At 70.3% G+C, this 15,053-nt stretch carries 14 protein-coding genes and 2 pseudogenes; 6 read left to right on the forward strand and 10 right to left on the reverse strand.

Going from position 1 to position 15,053, the window contains the following annotated elements; translation table 11 throughout:
- Window positions 1–130: 130 nt before the first annotated feature.
- From EOT10_RS37730 to EOT10_RS37745, 4 genes are read right to left on the reverse strand one after another with little or no spacing between them, the layout of a single operon-like run.
- On the reverse strand, window positions 131–1,504 hold the full coding sequence (locus EOT10_RS37730; protein ID WP_127832910.1) for an MFS transporter: 1,374 nt from the start codon (window positions 1,502–1,504) through the stop codon (window positions 131–133).
- Between the two features lie 7 nt (window positions 1,505–1,511).
- Entirely contained in the window at window positions 1,512–2,660 is a 1,149-nt protein-coding gene (gene dgoD / locus EOT10_RS37735) for a galactonate dehydratase (RefSeq protein WP_127832911.1), read from the reverse strand.
- Window positions 2,657–3,343, reverse strand: a complete 687-nt coding sequence (locus tag EOT10_RS37740; protein WP_127832912.1) for a 2-dehydro-3-deoxy-6-phosphogalactonate aldolase — start codon at window positions 3,341–3,343, stop codon at window positions 2,657–2,659. The genes dgoD and EOT10_RS37740 overlap by 4 nt, the downstream gene beginning before the upstream one ends.
- Window positions 3,340–4,374, reverse strand: a complete 1,035-nt coding sequence (locus tag EOT10_RS37745) for a 2-dehydro-3-deoxygalactonokinase (protein ID WP_127832913.1) — start codon at window positions 4,372–4,374, stop codon at window positions 3,340–3,342. The genes EOT10_RS37740 and EOT10_RS37745 overlap by 4 nt, the downstream gene beginning before the upstream one ends.
- A gap of 65 nt (window positions 4,375–4,439) precedes the next feature.
- Here EOT10_RS37745 and EOT10_RS37750 point away from each other — a divergent pair, with 65 nt between their 5' ends.
- Window positions 4,440–5,201, forward strand: coding sequence for an IclR family transcriptional regulator (locus tag EOT10_RS37750; protein WP_127832914.1), 762 nt, complete (start codon window positions 4,440–4,442; stop codon window positions 5,199–5,201).
- Between the two features lie 498 nt (window positions 5,202–5,699).
- Here EOT10_RS37750 and EOT10_RS37755 read toward each other — a convergent pair whose 3' ends face one another.
- A complete protein-coding gene (locus tag EOT10_RS37755; RefSeq protein WP_189492626.1) occupies window positions 5,700–6,599 on the reverse strand; it encodes a LysR family transcriptional regulator in 900 nt (299 codons plus the stop codon).
- Window positions 6,600–6,735: 136 nt separating this feature from the next.
- Here EOT10_RS37755 and EOT10_RS37760 point away from each other — a divergent pair, with 136 nt between their 5' ends.
- From EOT10_RS37760 to EOT10_RS37770, 3 genes are read left to right on the forward strand one after another with little or no spacing between them, the layout of a single operon-like run.
- A complete protein-coding gene (locus EOT10_RS37760; RefSeq protein WP_127832916.1) occupies window positions 6,736–8,160 on the forward strand; it encodes a M20 family metallopeptidase in 1,425 nt (474 codons plus the stop codon).
- Complete coding sequence (locus EOT10_RS37765) at window positions 8,157–9,446, forward strand: MFS transporter (protein WP_127832917.1); 1,290 nt, start codon at window positions 8,157–8,159, stop codon at window positions 9,444–9,446. Before EOT10_RS37760 ends, EOT10_RS37765 begins: the two co-directional genes overlap by 4 nt.
- Window positions 9,447–9,483: 37 nt before the next feature.
- Window positions 9,484–10,491, forward strand: a complete 1,008-nt coding sequence (locus EOT10_RS37770; RefSeq protein ID WP_127832918.1) for a 1-aminocyclopropane-1-carboxylate deaminase — start codon at window positions 9,484–9,486, stop codon at window positions 10,489–10,491.
- On the opposite strand, the gene EOT10_RS42730 is transcribed toward EOT10_RS37770, so the two are convergent.
- Window positions 10,470–10,601, reverse strand: a complete 132-nt coding sequence (locus EOT10_RS42730; RefSeq protein WP_262985468.1) for a hypothetical protein — start codon at window positions 10,599–10,601, stop codon at window positions 10,470–10,472. The two genes, EOT10_RS37770 and EOT10_RS42730, sit on opposite strands and share 22 nt — an antisense overlap.
- 69 nt (window positions 10,602–10,670) lie before the next feature.
- On the reverse strand, window positions 10,671–10,973 hold the full coding sequence (locus tag EOT10_RS37780) for a hypothetical protein (protein WP_127832919.1): 303 nt from the start codon (window positions 10,971–10,973) through the stop codon (window positions 10,671–10,673).
- 190 nt (window positions 10,974–11,163) lie between these two features.
- On the opposite strand from EOT10_RS37780, the pseudogene EOT10_RS37785 reads away from it, so the two are divergent.
- Together EOT10_RS37785 and EOT10_RS37790 are read left to right on the forward strand one after the other, a co-directional pair.
- A pseudogene (locus tag EOT10_RS37785) lies at window positions 11,164–11,403 on the forward strand (GNAT family N-acetyltransferase); the annotation flags it as partial.
- Window positions 11,404–11,829: 426 nt separating this feature from the next.
- Complete coding sequence (locus tag EOT10_RS37790) at window positions 11,830–12,498, forward strand: class I SAM-dependent methyltransferase (RefSeq protein ID WP_127832920.1); 669 nt, start codon at window positions 11,830–11,832, stop codon at window positions 12,496–12,498.
- 206 nt (window positions 12,499–12,704) lie between these two features.
- Here the strand turns inward: EOT10_RS37790 and EOT10_RS37795 are convergent, their stop codons facing one another.
- The 3 genes and pseudogenes from EOT10_RS37795 to EOT10_RS37805 form a co-directional block, all read right to left on the reverse strand.
- On the reverse strand, window positions 12,705–13,370 hold the full coding sequence (locus tag EOT10_RS37795; protein ID WP_223281444.1) for a hypothetical protein: 666 nt from the start codon (window positions 13,368–13,370) through the stop codon (window positions 12,705–12,707).
- A gap of 496 nt (window positions 13,371–13,866) precedes the next feature.
- Entirely contained in the window at window positions 13,867–14,472 is a 606-nt protein-coding gene (locus EOT10_RS37800) for a dihydrofolate reductase family protein (protein ID WP_127832921.1), read from the reverse strand.
- Between the two features lie 176 nt (window positions 14,473–14,648).
- A pseudogene (locus EOT10_RS37805) lies at window positions 14,649–14,930 on the reverse strand (GmrSD restriction endonuclease domain-containing protein); the annotation flags it as partial.
- Window positions 14,931–15,053: the final 123 nt, after the last annotated feature.

The raw sequence follows: 15,053 nt of genomic DNA on the forward strand, positions 1-15,053 counted from the left end.
TACGCAGCACCGACAGCTTCCTGCGCTGGACCCCCGACCTCATCGCCGCCCCGTGCGCCTCGAGGGGTACGCGGGAACGCCGAGAGCCCCGCGTACCCGAAGGCACGCGGGGCTCCTCGCCGGCCCGGAGTCAGGCCGTCGCCTTCAACTCCCCGTGCTCCGCGACCCGTTCGACACGGCCCACGAGGAACACGTACGACAGGATGCCCACCACCGTGACCCCCGTCATGTACGCGAAGCCCGGGGCGAAACTGTCGTCGGTGATGATCATGCCGATGACGATCGGGGTCGCGATCGACGACAGGTTGCCGATGAAGTTGAACATCCCGCCGGTCAGGCCGAACAGCCGCTGCGGGGCCATGGCGGAGACCAGGGACCACGTGATCGACGCCAGGCCGTTGCCGAAGAACGCCACCGACAGGAACACGATGACCAGCGCCGTCGAGTCCGTGGCGCTCGCCCCGACCATCACCGTGCTCAGCAGCAGGCCCGCGATGATGGGCCCCTTGCGCGCCGCGCCGAGCGAGACGCCGCGCCGCAGCAGGAAGTCCGAGAGCACACCCGAGGTCAGCACGCCGACCAGGGCGGCGACGAACGGCAGCGAGGCCAGGAACCCGGACTTGATGTAGTCCATGCCGCGGTAGTCGACCAGATACGTCGGGAACCACGTCAGGAAGAACCACAGCGTCGACGTCAGACAGAACTGGCCGAGGTAGATGCCCCACAGCTTCCGGCGCCCGAGGACGGTCGCCAGGTCGGAGCGGGTGATCCGCGCCCGCTGCGGCCGCTCCCGCGTCGCGTCGACCAACCCGCCGCCGGCGCGGATCAGTTCGACCTCCGCCTCGTTGGCCCGCGAGTCGCGCGGCTCCCGGAACCCCGCGTACCAGACCACCGCCCACAGGACGCCGACCACGCCCGTGGCGATGAACACCCAGTGCCAGGAGACCAGCGCCTGCAGCCACGACAGGACCGGCGTGAGCAGGGCGAGGCCGATGAACTGGCCCGACGTGTAGAAACCGATGGCCGTCGCGCGCTCCCGCTCCGGGAACCACACCGTCGCGATCTTGCTGTTGATCGGGTACGCGGGCGCCTCGAACACACCGACGAGCAGCCGCAGCACGATCAGCGCCACGAAACCGCCGATGACGCCCATGAACAGCGTCGCCAGGGACCACAGGGTCAGGCACACCGGGTACAGCACCCGCGGTGGCACCCGGTCCACCAGCCACCCGCCGGGAATCTGCAGCGCGGCGTACGTCCAGCCGAACGCCGAGAGCAGCAAGCCCTGTTGAGCCGTCGTCAGGTCGAGCTCCCGCGCGATCTCGGGCAGCGCGATCGACAGGTTGGAGCGGTCCAGATAGTTGATCACGACGGTGACGAACAGCATCACCGCGATCAGCACCCGGAAGCGCGATGCCCGCGCGCCGACACCGGCACGGGCCTGCGCTGTCTGCGTGGTCTGCGTGGTCTGCGTGGGATTCGTAGGATTCGTGGGATTCGTCATCGTCCGCTCACCACTCCGCGACGGAGCCGTCGGCGTGCCGCCACACCGGATTGCGCCAGCGATGCCCTTCCGCGGCACGCTCGGCGACGTACTCCTCGTTCACCTCGATGCCGAGCCCCGGCCCGTCCGGAATGGCCACCTGACCGTCCCGGTACGTGAACACGGCGGGGTCCACGAGGTAGTCGAGCATGTCGTTGCTGGTGTTGTAGTGGATGCCGAGGCTCTGCTCCTGGATCGTCGCGTTGTAGCAGCCCGCGTCGATCTGCAGACAGGCCGCGAGCGCTACCGGCCCCAGCGGGCAGTGCAACGCCAGGCCCACGTCGTAGGCCTCCGCCATGTGCGCGATCTTCCGGGCCTCGGTGATGCCGCCGCAGTGCGACGGGTCGGGCTGCACGATGTCCACGGCCCCGGAGGCGAGCACCGACTTGAAGTCCCAGCGAGAGTACAGGCGTTCGCCCAGCGCGATCGGGATCGGCGAGTTCCGCAGCACCTCCGCGAAGCCGTCGACGTGCTCGGACAGCACCGGCTCCTCGACGAACATCAGCCGGTACGGCTCGAGTTCGCGCAGCAGCACCTTCGCCATCGGCTTGTGCACCCGGCCGTGGAAGTCGACGCCGATGCCGACGTCCGGGCCCACCGCCTCCCGCACTGCCGCCACGTTGGCGATGCAACGGTCCACCTTGTCCCAGGTGTCGAGGTACTGCAGCTCCTCCGTGCCGTTCATCTTCACCGCGCTGAACCCGCGGTCCACCACGTCGCGCGCGGCCCGGGCCGTCTCCGCGGGACGGTCGCCGCCGATCCACGAGTACACCTTGATCCGGTCCCGCACCCGGCCGCCGAGCAGCTCGTGCACCGGCACGCCGAGCGCCTTGCCCTTGATGTCCCACAGGGCCTGGTCGATGCCGGCGAGCGCGCTCATGTGGATGCCGCCGCCGCGGTAGAACCCGCCCCGGTACAGCACCGTCCACAGGTCCTCGATCCGCGACGGGTCCTGCCCGATCAGGTAGTCCGAGAGCTCCTCGACCGTGGCGGCCACCGACGCCGCCCGGCCTTCCAGGACCGGCTCGCCCCACCCGGTGACGCCCTCGTCCGTCTCGATCTTCAGGAAACACCAGCGCGGCGGCACCTGATACGTCGTCAGCGACGTGATTCTCATGGCTTCCTCACTCCTGTGTTTCTCAGGCCTGTGTCCCTCACGCCTGTGTCCCTCGTTCCTGCAACGGAGCCGTCCGCGTCCCGGCCGACGGCTTCCTGCCAGATCCGGCGGAGTTCACGGGCCCGGGCGCCGACCACCTCGGCCGGGTCCCCCGGCCGGTACAGGCCGGAGCCGAGCCCCACCCCCGCCACCCCGGCCGCGGCCCACGCGGCGAGGTTCGTCCCGTCGACGCCGCCGACCGGTACGAGGCCGACGTCCGGCGGCAGCACCGCCCGCCACGCCTTGACCCCGTCGATGCCGACCGAGTCCGCCGGGAACACCTTCAACTGCCGGGCGCCCGCCCCGATCGCGGCGAACGCCTCGCTGGGCGTGGCCACCCCCGGGTACGGCGTGAGGCCCGCCCCGACCGCGGCGGCGATCACCGCACGGTCGCAGTTCGGCGCGACGACGATCCGCGCCCCGGCGGCCCGCGCCCGCGCGACGTCGTCCACGGTCAGCACGGTGCCCGCGCCGATCACACACCGTTCGCCCAGCGCGTCGGCGAGCAGCCGCACGCTCGTGAACGGGGCGGGGGAGTTGAGCGGCACCTCGATCGTGGTGACCCCGGCCTCGGCGAGAGCCCGGCCCACCCCCACGACCTCGGCGGGCTCGACCCCGCGCAGAATCGCGATCAGCCCTGTCATCGTCCTGGTGTCCCTTCCAGCCGTACGTCCTCGTCCTGGCGGCCGCGGCCGGAGGCAGGGCCGAGGAGGCCCGCCCGGTCCGCGATCCGCCACAGCCCCTTGGCGGTGACCTCCTCGCCGAGCACCGTGGTCCGCACGCCGTGCCGGGCGAGCGCCTCGGCGTAGCGCCGGCACAGGTCGGGCGCGCCGCACAGCACGACTTCGGGCGCTGTGCCGACGGCCTCGGACGCCGTGCTGGGCAGCAGATGCGCCACCTCGTCGGCGATCAGCACGCCCGAGACGTAGTCCGGCAACGAGCCCGCATCGAGCAGCCCGTCGAGCACCAGCGGCCGCGCGGCGAACAGCTCGGCGGCCAGGCCGCGCGACCGTCCGGCGGCGAGGCCGCGCGCGAAGGCGGCGTCGTCCCGTACGGAAGACTCGGCGGTGCGGGCGAGGATGCCGTGGCGGGTCAGCAGGCCGTACAGCTCGCCGGACATCGCGGTGGCGAACCCGGTCACGCGCCCGTCGCCCTCGATGCGGACCCACTTGCTGTGCGTCCCGGGCAGCACGACGGTGAGCGCCTCCCCGTAGCGCTCGGGCCCCAACTCGTCGATGATTCCGACAAGTTGGGTCTCCTCGCCGCGCATCACATCGCCGGGTGCCGCGTCGTCCGAGGCGATCCGCAGCCCCGGCACGAGGTGCAGCACGCCCGCGCGGTGTTCCACCCGTACGAGCGTGCCGGAGCCGACCGGCGCCGGCACGGTGCGGTAGCCGCTGTCGACCCAGCCCTGTGCGCTGCCGACCATCCCGCAGGCGATCACGGGGACGCGCGGGTACGCGGTGAGCCAGTCGCCGCAAGCCTCCCGCAGCGCCTCCTCGTACGCGGCCGCCCGCGCGGCCGGGTCGTGGGCGTCGATGCCCTCCGTCGTGGCGAGCAGCCCACGCCCCGACCTGCGGGATTCGAGAATGCGGCCGGCGGCATCGAGCAGCCAGGCGCGCCGGCCGGTGGTGCCCCAGTCGAGCGCGACCAGGCCCGGTTCGGTGTCCGTCATGGGCGTCACTCTGGGAGGCGCATCCCAATAATGCGAACACCGTCCCTATATATAGGATCAGGGTCATGGCTGACACTCCGGCGCCCGGCACGCAGACACTCGCCCGAGGTCTCGCGGTCATCCGTGCAGTCGCGGACGGCGCGCACGACCTCCGTACCCTCGTCGAGCGCACCGGCCTGGGCCGCAGCACGGCGCACCGCCTGACCCAACTCCTCATCATCGAGGGGTACTTGAGGGGCGGCCGCGACGGGTACACCCTCGGCCCCACGCTCATCGAACTCGGCTTCCAGGCCCTCCACGGCAACCCGCTGCCGGTGGTTGCCCGCCCTGTCCTGGAGGAACTCTCCGCGCAGCTGCACGACACGGTGCACCTCGCTGTACGCGACGGGGACTCCGTCCTCTACCTCGACAAACTCCCCGGCACGCGCGGCGCGGAGATGCGCTCCCGCATCGGCCACCGCATGCCGCTCACCCGCACCGGCGTCGGCATGGCCCTGCTCCTGGACTCCGAACCCGAGTGGCGGCCCCGCTACCAGGCCGAGGCCCCCGCCCAGCCCGACCAGGTCCACGCCCAGGACCTGAACGCGTTCCTGACCCGCATGCGCGCGTACGCAGAGGCGGGCGTCGCCAAGGACCTCGAGGACAACGAGCCCGGCATCCGCTGCGTGGCCGTCCCCATCCGCGACGTCACCGCCACGATCACCGGCGCCATCAGCATCTCGGCCACCCGCCCGTACATGCCGCCGGCCCGCATGCAAGGCCTCACGACGGTGATGACCAAAGCAGCCCAACGAATCTCAGTGGCGCTGGGCTACAGGGAACCGTGAACGCGGCGCCGGCCACCCCAGGTCGGTGCGCCGGTCCGTACTCCCCAACCCCCACGCCCGAATACCTGGTGTTTTCAGAACCCCGTGTCAACGTGCGGGCAAGGGCTGCGCAAGGACCGGGCACCTAGCCCGGCCAGCGCAAATCGTCGCTCCGCGCAGCGATGCGAGAGTCCATGGCCCTGTCGCCTGTCAATCACCTCCAAGCGCCCGGCGGCGGGGGTCTCAGTCGGCTCTACCTTCTTAACCAGGTTGATCGAGCCATTCGTAGGTTGGGTCGCCCAGGGGTGCCGGGTGTGGCTATCAGCCGGTCGGCTGCTGTCTCGTGGCTCTGCAGGCTTCGCCGCCCAGCACCCCACGACGACTCGGCCGCCGATGAGGAAGTGCGAACACGTCGCTGTGTAGAGCGATGCCGGCGCGGTCGTTGGTCGCCGACGCCGACCGGCGACGGGCGGACCTCCGTGTCAGGGTGCCGCCAGAGGTGTGCTGCGGGTGTGCGCATCACACCGCCCGATGCCCCAGCGCGTCGATCACCCGGTCCATGAAGTCCGCCGCCGCAGGCGGTAGTTCGCGGCCCGCTCGGCATTGGACCTGGAGGGTGCGCTGGCGAAATTCCTTCTCTTCCAGGGGGACGGCGGCCAGGGCGCGGCGGTCGGAGGGGCCCAGGGTGACGCGGCTGGCCAGGGTGACCGCGCTGCTGGCGCGGACGAAACGCAGGAGTGCGTCCACCGTGGTGCACTCGAAGACGCCCTCGACCGTGAGCTGGTGGGCCGCCGCCGAGGCCTCCAGGAGGAGGCGGCTCGTCGTGTCGGTCGAAGGCAGGGCCACCGGGTGCTGGACGAGGTCGCGCACCGATACCGTCGCCTTGCCGGCCAGCGGGTGGCCCCTGTGGACGATCGCGCAGAGCGGGGCCTCCTGCGTGTAGCGGATCGAGACACCCGCCGGCAGCGCGATGTTGAAGGTGACGCCGAGGTCGGCGATGCCTTCCGCCACCATCTGCGTCGCCTCCGTCGGCCGTGCCACGTGCAGGATGACGCGGGCCTCCGGGTGCTCCGCGTGGAAGCCCGCCGCGACGTCGGGCAGCAGGTGGTGGGTGACACCGATCGTGGCGGCGACCGTGATGACCGCCCGCGTCGTCCGGCGCTGGTGTACCTCTTCGGTGAACGCCTCGGCGTCCTGGATCGCCCGCCGTGCGAAGCCCGCGAACGCGCGCCCGGCCGGGGTGGCGGTGACCCCGCTGGGCAGGCGCTCGAAGAGCGGGGCGCCCACCTCCTTTTCCAGCCGGGCGAGTTGACGGCTCACCGCGGAGCCCGCGACGTAGAGGCGGCGGGCCGCCGCGTTCACCGAGCCCGTCTCGAAGACGGCGATGAAGTACTTCAGGGCCGGGTCGACCAGTGGCATCGGATGTGTCTCCCTGCGCCTTCGCCATCGACGCGTGCGTTGCCGCGACGGCAACGCACGCGTTCCCATATTGTCACCGCCGGACGTCCCGCCGCCCCTTGTTGGCCCCTCCCGTGCGGTGCCACCGTCATGGCCCATGAGCAGACAGGACGCGATCGACAGCGCCGCACACCACTTCGACTCCGGGACGTTTCTGGAGGAACTCACGCGCCTCGTCGCGGTCCCGACCGAGAGCCACGACCCGGGCCAGGAGCCCGCGCTGCGCCGTTACTTGGCCGAGGAGGTCGCGCCCCGCCTCGACCGCATGGGGTTCGCCGTCGACATCGCGGGGAACCCCGTCTCCGCCCGCCACCCGTTCCTGGTAGCCCGCCGCACCGAGGCCGAGGGCCTGCCCACGCTTCTCACCTATGGACACGCGGACGTGCAGCCGGGCCACCCCGACCGATGGCGCACCGGGCTCGATCCCTGGCGGCTCACTGTCGAGGGCGAGCGCTGGTACGGGCGCGGGGTCGCCGACAACAAGGGGCAGCACCTGGTCAATCTCGTCGCCCTGGAACATGTCATCGGGCAACGCGGCGGGCGGCTCGGCTACAACGTGGTGCTACTGCTGGAGACCGGCGAGGAGTTCGGCTCCCCCGGCCTCGCCGAGTTCTGCGCGCAGCAGCGCGACCACCTGCTGGCTGCGGACCTGCTCATCGGCTCCGACGGGCCGCGCGTCGCGACGGACCGGCCCACCGTCTTCCTCGGCTCCCGCGGCGCCGTGAACTTCACCCTCCGCCTCGACCTGCGTGAGGGCTCCCACCACTCGGGCAACTGGGGCGGGCTGCTGCGCAACCCCGGCACCGTCCTGGCCAACGCCATCGCCTGCCTCGTCGACGACCGCGGCAGCATCCGCGTCGAGGGCCTGCGCCCCGCCGGGATCCCCGACGAGGTGCGCCGGGCCCTCGCCGACATCCCCGCCGGCACCGACGGGCCCACGCCCGACCCCGGCTGGGGCGAGCCGGGACTCACCCCGAACGAGCGCCTCTTCGCCTGGAACACCATCGAGGTCCTCGCCATGACCACGGGCCAGCCGGACAACCCCACCAACGCCATCCCCGGCGCCGCCCGCGCCCACTGCCAGCTCCGCTTCGTCGTCGGCCTGGAGTCGTGCGACGTGGAACGGGCGGTGCGCAAGCACCTCGACGAGCACGGCTTCGGCATGGTCGAGGTCACCGCCGACTACGGCATGGAAGCGACCCGGCTCGACCCGGACAACCCCTGGGTGCCCTGGACGCTCGGCTCACTGGAGCGCACGACCGGCACGACGCCCGCGCTCCTGCCCAACCTGGCGGGATCGCTGCCCAACTCCGCCTTCTCCTGCGGGCTCGGCCTGCCCACCGTGTGGGTTCCGCACTCCTACCCCGGCTGCTCCCAGCACGCCCCCGACGAGCATCTGCCCGCCCCGCTCGTGCGCGAGTCGCTCCAGGTGATGGCCGGGCTCTTCTGGGATCTCGCCGACCTCGCCGGTCACGGCACCTGGCCTCCGGCCGCCCCTTCCACCGACGGGAACGCCCCATGAGCGCGCCACCAGCGAGGACCACGGCACGGGCGACCACCACCCCGAGCCCAGGGAAGATCATCACCGCGGCGTGCGTCGGCAACGCCCTGGAGTGGTACGACATCGCGGTCTACAGCTACTTCGCGACGTACTTGTCGAAGGTCTTCTTCACCCATGACGACCCGGCACTGGCCCTGTTCCTCACCCTGGGCACCTTCGGTGTCTCCTTCCTGATCCGGCCCGTCGGCGCCCTCGTCCTGGGTTCGTACGCCGACCGGGCCGGCCGAAAGGCGGCGCTGACCTGGTCGATCGGGTTGATGGCGCTGGGCACGCTGCTGATCTGCGTGATGCCGTCGTACGCGGCGATCGGCGTGGTCGCGCCGGTCGGAATCCTGCTCGCCCGGCTCATCCAGGGCTTCGCGGCGGGCGGCGAGTTCGGCAGCGCGACCGCCCTGATGGTCGAGTTCATGCCGAACCGGCGTGGCTTCGCGGCCAGTTGGCAGTTCACCAGCCAGGCCGCCAGCACACTGCTGGCCGCCCTCCTCGGCACCGTGCTCACCTCGACGCTCAGCGAGGACCAGCTCACCTCCTGGGGCTTCAGGATCCCGTTCCTCATCGGTCTGCTCGTGGCGCCCGTGGGCCTGTACATCCGCCGCAACGTGCCCGAGCCGCCCGCCGCCGCTCCCGAGCCCGAAGCCACCCGCGCGCCGATCCGCACCCTGCTGCGCGAGCACAAGGCCGGCGTGCTGCTCACCATCGGGCTGCTCGCCGTGACGACCTGCCTCAACTACCTGATCACGTACATCCCGACGTACGCGACGAAGACCCTGGGCCTCCCGGACTCCGCGGGATTCGTCGCGGCGCTCGCCGGTGGTCTGGTGCTGCTCGCGGTGACGAGTGTGGCGGGCCACTTCTCCGACCGGGTGGGCCAGATCGCGATCATGATTCCGGCAGCGGGCGCGGTCCTGCTGCTGATCTACCCGATGTTCGCGCTCCTCGTGGCCGCGCCCTCGCTGGCCCTGCTGATCGGCGTCGTCATGGTGATGGCGCTCTTCAAGGGCTGCTATTACGGTCCCATGGGCGCACTCATGGCGGGCATCTTCCCGGCCGAGACCCGCGCGACCGGGATGGCGGTGGGCTACAACATCGGTGTCACCGTCTTCGGCGGCTTCACCCCGATGATCGCGGCCTGGCTGCTCGATACGACCGGGCAGTCCGCGGCCCCCAGCTACTGGGTGGCGTTCGCCGCCGTGGCGAGCCTGACCAGCCTGTTCGTGCTGCGCCGCCGCGCCCTGCACCCCCGATGACCGGTGCCCGACGGGCCCGCCCACGCAAGGAGTTCCCATGTCCCTGAACGACTTCGAGCGCCACCCCCTCCTGTTCGGTCCCAGCCCGGTGCACCCGCTGGACCGGCTCAGCAGGCACCTCGGCGGCCCGCGCGTCTGGGCCAAGCGGGAGGACTGCAACTCCGGTCTCGCCTTCGGCGGCAACAAGACCCGCAAGCTGGAGTACTTGATCCCCGACGCGCTCCTCCAGGGCGCGGACACGCTGGTCAGTATCGGCGGCGTGCAGTCCAACCACACCCGTCAAGTGGCGGCGGTCGCCGCCACGTTGGGCCTGAAGGCCGTGCTGGTGCAGGAGAGCTGGGTGGAGTGGCCCGACGCGGTCAACGACAAGGTCGGCAACATCCTGTTGTCCCGGATCATGGGCGCCGACGTACGCCTGGTCGAGGCCGGGTTCGGCATCGGCTTCAAGGACAGCTGGCAGCAGGCCCTGGAGGACGTGCGCGCTTCGGGCGGCACCCCGTACGCGATCCCTGCCGGCGCCTCCGACCATCGGCTCGGCGGCCTCGGCTTCGCGAACTGGGCGTACGAAGTGCAGCAGCAGGAGCGCGAGTTGGGTGTCTTCTTCGACACGGTCGTGGTGTGCAGCGTCACCGGCAGCACGCACGCGGGCATGATCGCCGGGTTCGCCGGCCAGGACAGGCCGCGCCGGGTGATCGGCATCGACGCCTCGGCGAAGATCGACGAGACCCGCGCCCAGGTGACGAAGATCGCCCGCGCCACCGCCGAACTCATCGGCCTCGGCCGGGAGTTGCGCGAGGACGAGATCACTGTCCTGGAGGGCTGGGCCGGTGACCGCTACGGCATCCCGATCGATTCCACCGTGGACGCGATCCGGCTGACCGGCGAGCTGGAGGGCGTCCTCCTCGACCCGGTCTACGAGGGCAAGTCCATGGCCGGACTCATCGACCTCGTACGGGACGGCGACATCCCCAAGGACTCGAACGTCCTGTACGCACACCTGGGCGGACAGCCGGCGCTCAATGCTTACAGCGGCGTCTTCCACTGATCGGTGCCCCACTCGCGGAACGTCCGCGCGGGCACCCCGAGGGCATCGGCCACCGTCGATGTCACGTACGCCGGGTGCCCGTCGCTCGCGCCCCACGCGTCGAGCAGCATGTCGCTTCCGCGATCGCGGCGGTCATCTGGGATGAGCAGCGAGGCGTGAGGGACCTCAGACGCCCGGCCCTACGCGCCGGGAGCCGGGACAGCATCGGCATCCGGCCGCTCTTCGGCGTCGACCTCGCCGTCGAAGCCGTCCCCGACCCCGGGCACGTCTCCCAGCGGCCGGCCGAGCGGCTGCGGACGCCGGTGTGCGGCGGCGCGCACGTCGTCGAGGCGCGCTGGCGCGTCACGGCTCCTCGCGCAGGACGCGGGCGGGTGGACGCGGCTGTGCCGGATGGTGTTCGCCGCGCACGCCGATCCGGTCGATGGGGTGCCCGTCGCACGGTGGCCGAGCCGGACGAGAACGGCATTTTTGCGACCGGCCAACGCTCCCGCGACATCGCGCGGCTGCCGACCCGGGCTGCAGGGAGCAGGGCGTCGTCGAGGTCGCCCGGCTCAAGGGGCGTCATGCGGTCGGGCACCGTCCGTCCGCCCCCCGTCTGGCATCCGCAGGTGCGGCGCGTGCTCCTGCAGGGTCGTGAGTCACACCGTGGCGGGGTCGGAGCGGAGGAAGTTCGGCGGCGTGGTCCGGGTGGACCCCGTCTACACCCCGGCCCACCCCCGGGGCCGCGGCTGCGCGGGCGCCGTGACGGTCGAGGCGAGCCGGGTAGCACGGGCCGCGGGCGCGACAGACGTCGTCCTGTTCACGGACCCGGACAACCCCACCAGCAATGCCCTCTACCAGCGCATCGGGTACGTCCACGTCGCTGACTTCGCCGGGTACAAGTTCTCCTACAGCGCACCACAAGCCAGGTGAGGGACATGACCGACGCAAACGCACCGGCCACCCGCACCGGCTGCGACCGCCGCGAAGCGGCTGACCCAAGTGGTGACGCGCAAGGTCATCAGCGCACTGGTCGGTGACGGTCAGTCCTGCTCGCCGTCGTCGTTCTCGCCAACGGTGTGCGGATCACGCAGCTGCCCCAGACCGGGCGCGTGGCCGGCCGGGTGAAGGCGTAGCGGCCGAAGAGGTGGCTCCCGCTCACCTGTCCGTTCCCGGTGTATCCGCGGTTTCCCGCCGGGTCTGCGATGCGAAGTGAACGAGTTCCGGGCGACCTGCGCAGCAACTGCCCCAGCCGAGCCACTGCCTGCGACGTTCGGCCGCGACACAGCGGTGCCCTGTCTACCCAACCGAGTTGTCTGACCTCCTACCCCAGCAAACTCGTCGCCCTATGGTTGGTTGATGCGTACACACCAAATTGACCGACCGGCCGATCTCGACGCGGTCCGCGAGTCCTATGACCGGGTGGCCGACAACTACGCAGAGATGGTGGCGACGACAGGAATGGGCGACATCCGTCGCCATCCCTGGCTCAAGGCATCGATCGACGCTTTCGCCGACACCGTGAGCGAACTCGGGCCTGTCCTCGACGTCGGCTGCGGGCCCGGAACGGTGACCGCCTACCTCGCCGAACGCGGACTCGACGTGTCCGGAGTCGATCTCTCGCCCGGCATGATCGAAAACGCCCGCCGTCTGTATCCGCACTGCCGCTTCAGCGTCGCCTCCGCCACTGACCTCAGCCTCGAAGAAGCGTCCCTCGGCGGCGTACTCGGGTGGTGGTCACTGTTCAACCTCCCGCGCGACGTCCTTCCCCAGGTCCTCGCCCTGTTCACGCGGGCCCTGAAGCCAGGCGGCCACTTCATCACCGGAACGCACGTCGGCGACGAGGACGCGGTGCGCACGGAGGCCTACGGAGGTGTGTCCGTCCGCTGGACGACGCACAAATGGCGGCCGGAACAGTTCGTCGGCTTGATCGAGCAGGCCGGACTGCGCCCTGTCGCCGAACTTCGGCTCCCGGCAGATGAGTTCAGCGGGCCGGGTCTGGTCGTCATGGCCGAGCGCCCCGCCTGAGGTTACTGAGTGTGAGTGCCGGAGCGGGTCGGACCGAGGGCCGAGGCGGGCAGCTGGTCCACATTCCGGGGCTGCCCACCTGTCTCCCGCAGGTCCCTGGATACCTGTTGCGCTCAGTCACAGCTGTGACTGAGCGCCGTAGTTGGCCCTTACGGCCAAGTAGAGCGCTCAGCGGGTGGGCAGACGAGGAGCCTGGCCTTCGGGAGTCAGGTGCCGCCCAGGCCCCATGCATCGAGTCCACCGTAGATGTGGGCCCTTAGGCAGTGGGGGGCATCAAAGCCTGAGGCTTCGCCGCGGTAGACGGCGATGAGCGAGTCCTTGCCCCGCCACCAGGTGTCAGCAAGTCCCTGGACTTCAGATACCGGCTCGAATCCGTCGAGGTCCAGCTCTTCGACGGCACTGCCCTTGATCTTCGTGATGGTCTTCGCCCAGTAGCCCGCGTGATCGGCCAGCGCCAGAGCTTCCACCCATCCCCCTGTGCTGGCGTGCAGGGGTGTCCAGCGGTCGGCGTCGATCCCGAACTCGCCTCCCGGCCCGATCATGAAACCGTGAGCCATGGAGACCCGACAGCCACCGGCCGGGAACCGCCATCCGTCCGCGCCCGAGCCTTCGGGCGCATCGGCTTCCAGAACGCGCGGGCCGCCCTCGTATGCGGGGGCGGGGGGCAGAGCGATGCCACCCCAGCACTCCTGAAAGGCCACAGCCCGGTCGATCTCCGCAGCGGGTATCCCGCGTTCAAGCCATACCGCCCGACAGAGCGTGAGGTCGCGGCGGGGAACACGCAGCCCGTGCGCCTCAACGAAGTACCGAGCTCGTCGGCTCAAGCCTTCAGGCGACTGAAAGGGCAGCGGCACTCGGCTGTCCGTCGTCACGGCTTCTGACTCTCGCGGGAGGAGGCCCGCACCGCGGCGGCGATCTCCCGTTCAGGGCGATGCGCACCACCGTATGAGCAGGTGAATCCGAATGTACTGGCCATGACGCGGAGCCTAGTGTCGCCTTGGCCACCCACGTTCGGGCCCCTCTTGAAGCGACGACAGCCCAGCCATCCGGCACTCAGGCAGGACACCTGGAACGCTCAGGGCCGTCTACAGCGCTCAGTCACAACAGCAGGTGTGACTGAGCGCTTCAGTTGGCCCCATCGGCCATGCAGAGCGCCCAGCGCGCGAGGCTCTGCTCTGGAGAGCGTCCAGCGACGCATCTGTATCCGGAAGTTGGATCTTTGCAGGGACTGCGGCCTGGCTGACCTGCGACGGCTCGGGGTCAGGGGGACCGGATGTCCTGGCGTTGACCGTCCGCACCCTATGAGGTCTTGCTTCGCGCCCGTCGGCGCCGGCCTGGCGGCCGTCCAGACCGGCGGACGTGGCGAGGTCACGCACGGACGTCGAGCGGGGGGTGCTCGAGCACGCGGGGCTTGTACTCGACCAGCTGGATGCGGCCGTCGAAGGTGCGGTGCCCGATCATCTCGAGGGCGACGTCCGGATAGCCGTCGTAGATGCGTTCTTCACCCGTGGCCCCGGTGATCACCGGGAACATCACGACCCGGAAGCGGTCGACGAGTCCGGCACGCAGCAGGGACCGGCACAGGCTGAGGCTGCCGATCGTGCTGAGGAGCCCCGAGCCACTCGACTTCATGGCGCGGACCGCCTCGACGGCATCGTCGCGGACGAGCGTGGAGTTGGCCCACTTCAGTGGCTCCTCGAGCGAGGAGGAGAACACCACCTTGGACGCTTGCGTGAGCTCGTCGACGGATGCCTCTTCTTCGGGCCTGAACTCGCCTTGGCCATTCGGGACCTCGCCTGCGGCGAAGCCCGACATCAGGCGGTAGGTGTTTGCTCCCATCAGGTAGATGGCCTCGGGCTGCTCGCCGAGCCACGCGAGATACTCCGGGCCCTCGAGGCCCCAGAACCCGGGCCATCCCTCTCCCGATGCATGGCCGTCGAGGGAGGTGATGAAGTCGACGAGAAGCTCCGACATGGCGGTTCCCTTCCTGAGGTGTCACGAGCTTGGACCGGCCGCGAGACACGAACTCATCGGCCGCGCTGTGCAATGAGGTGAGCCGGGACACGATAGTTGGAACCGATGTGGCGAGGTGATCTGGTGGTCTTGACCTTCTGGGACACCCCTGTCGGAACCATCTGGTCACGCTTCTTGCGACGTTCGACGCATTGCCATTCATGTGGGAACCAGTTCCGGACATCTGGCCCCTCGAACGGTGGCATCCAGGTGGACGGGTCCTGGTCGGCCTTGGAGCGGTTCGACTTCGCCGACACAGCGATGAGGGAGCGCTCGTCGCCGAGATCGTTGGCATACGCCTGCCGTTCGGCCGCGCTCCAGGCGGAGGCGCCGGAGTCCCAGGCCTCGGCGAGCGGGACGCGGTGGTCGACGTCGAGGCCGGACCCGTCGATGTACTGATCGTCGTAGGCGGAGTACCAACGCCTGGCTTCGTAACCGAGAACCGACACCATGTGTTGACGAGTTTGGGCAGCACTTGTTGATCACAGGGCCGGGAAATGTCGGTGCGAAGTGACACCGCTGCCGGGGTGGGCGGGGCCTGA

It is taken from the genome of Streptomyces antnestii, assembly GCF_004005495.1.
Classification (GTDB): domain Bacteria; phylum Actinomycetota; class Actinomycetes; order Streptomycetales; family Streptomycetaceae; genus Streptomyces; species Streptomyces antnestii.

What these genes read in the sequence shown, in the direction of transcription:
- EOT10_RS37730 (WP_127832910.1), bottom strand. Translation starts at nt 1,504, where the DNA reads ATGACGAATCCCACGAATCCTACGAATCCCACGCAGACCACGCAGACC.
- dgoD (WP_127832911.1), bottom strand. Translation starts at nt 2,660, where the DNA reads ATGAGAATCACGTCGCTGACGACGTATCAGGTGCCGCCGCGCTGGTGT.
- EOT10_RS37740 (WP_127832912.1), bottom strand. Translation starts at nt 3,343, where the DNA reads ATGACAGGGCTGATCGCGATTCTGCGCGGGGTCGAGCCCGCCGAGGTC.
- EOT10_RS37745 (WP_127832913.1), bottom strand. Translation starts at nt 4,374, where the DNA reads ATGACGGACACCGAACCGGGCCTGGTCGCGCTCGACTGGGGCACCACC.
- EOT10_RS37750 (WP_127832914.1), top strand. Translation starts at nt 4,440, where the DNA reads ATGGCTGACACTCCGGCGCCCGGCACGCAGACACTCGCCCGAGGTCTC.
- EOT10_RS37755 (WP_189492626.1), bottom strand. Translation starts at nt 6,599, where the DNA reads ATGCCACTGGTCGACCCGGCCCTGAAGTACTTCATCGCCGTCTTCGAG.
- EOT10_RS37760 (WP_127832916.1), top strand. Translation starts at nt 6,736, where the DNA reads ATGAGCAGACAGGACGCGATCGACAGCGCCGCACACCACTTCGACTCC.
- EOT10_RS37765 (WP_127832917.1), top strand. Translation starts at nt 8,157, where the DNA reads ATGAGCGCGCCACCAGCGAGGACCACGGCACGGGCGACCACCACCCCG.
- EOT10_RS37770 (WP_127832918.1), top strand. Translation starts at nt 9,484, where the DNA reads ATGTCCCTGAACGACTTCGAGCGCCACCCCCTCCTGTTCGGTCCCAGC.
- EOT10_RS42730 (WP_262985468.1), bottom strand. Translation starts at nt 10,601, where the DNA reads ATGCTGCTCGACGCGTGGGGCGCGAGCGACGGGCACCCGGCGTACGTG.
- EOT10_RS37790 (WP_127832920.1), top strand. Translation starts at nt 11,830, where the DNA reads ATGCGTACACACCAAATTGACCGACCGGCCGATCTCGACGCGGTCCGC.
- EOT10_RS37800 (WP_127832921.1), bottom strand. Translation starts at nt 14,472, where the DNA reads ATGTCGGAGCTTCTCGTCGACTTCATCACCTCCCTCGACGGCCATGCA.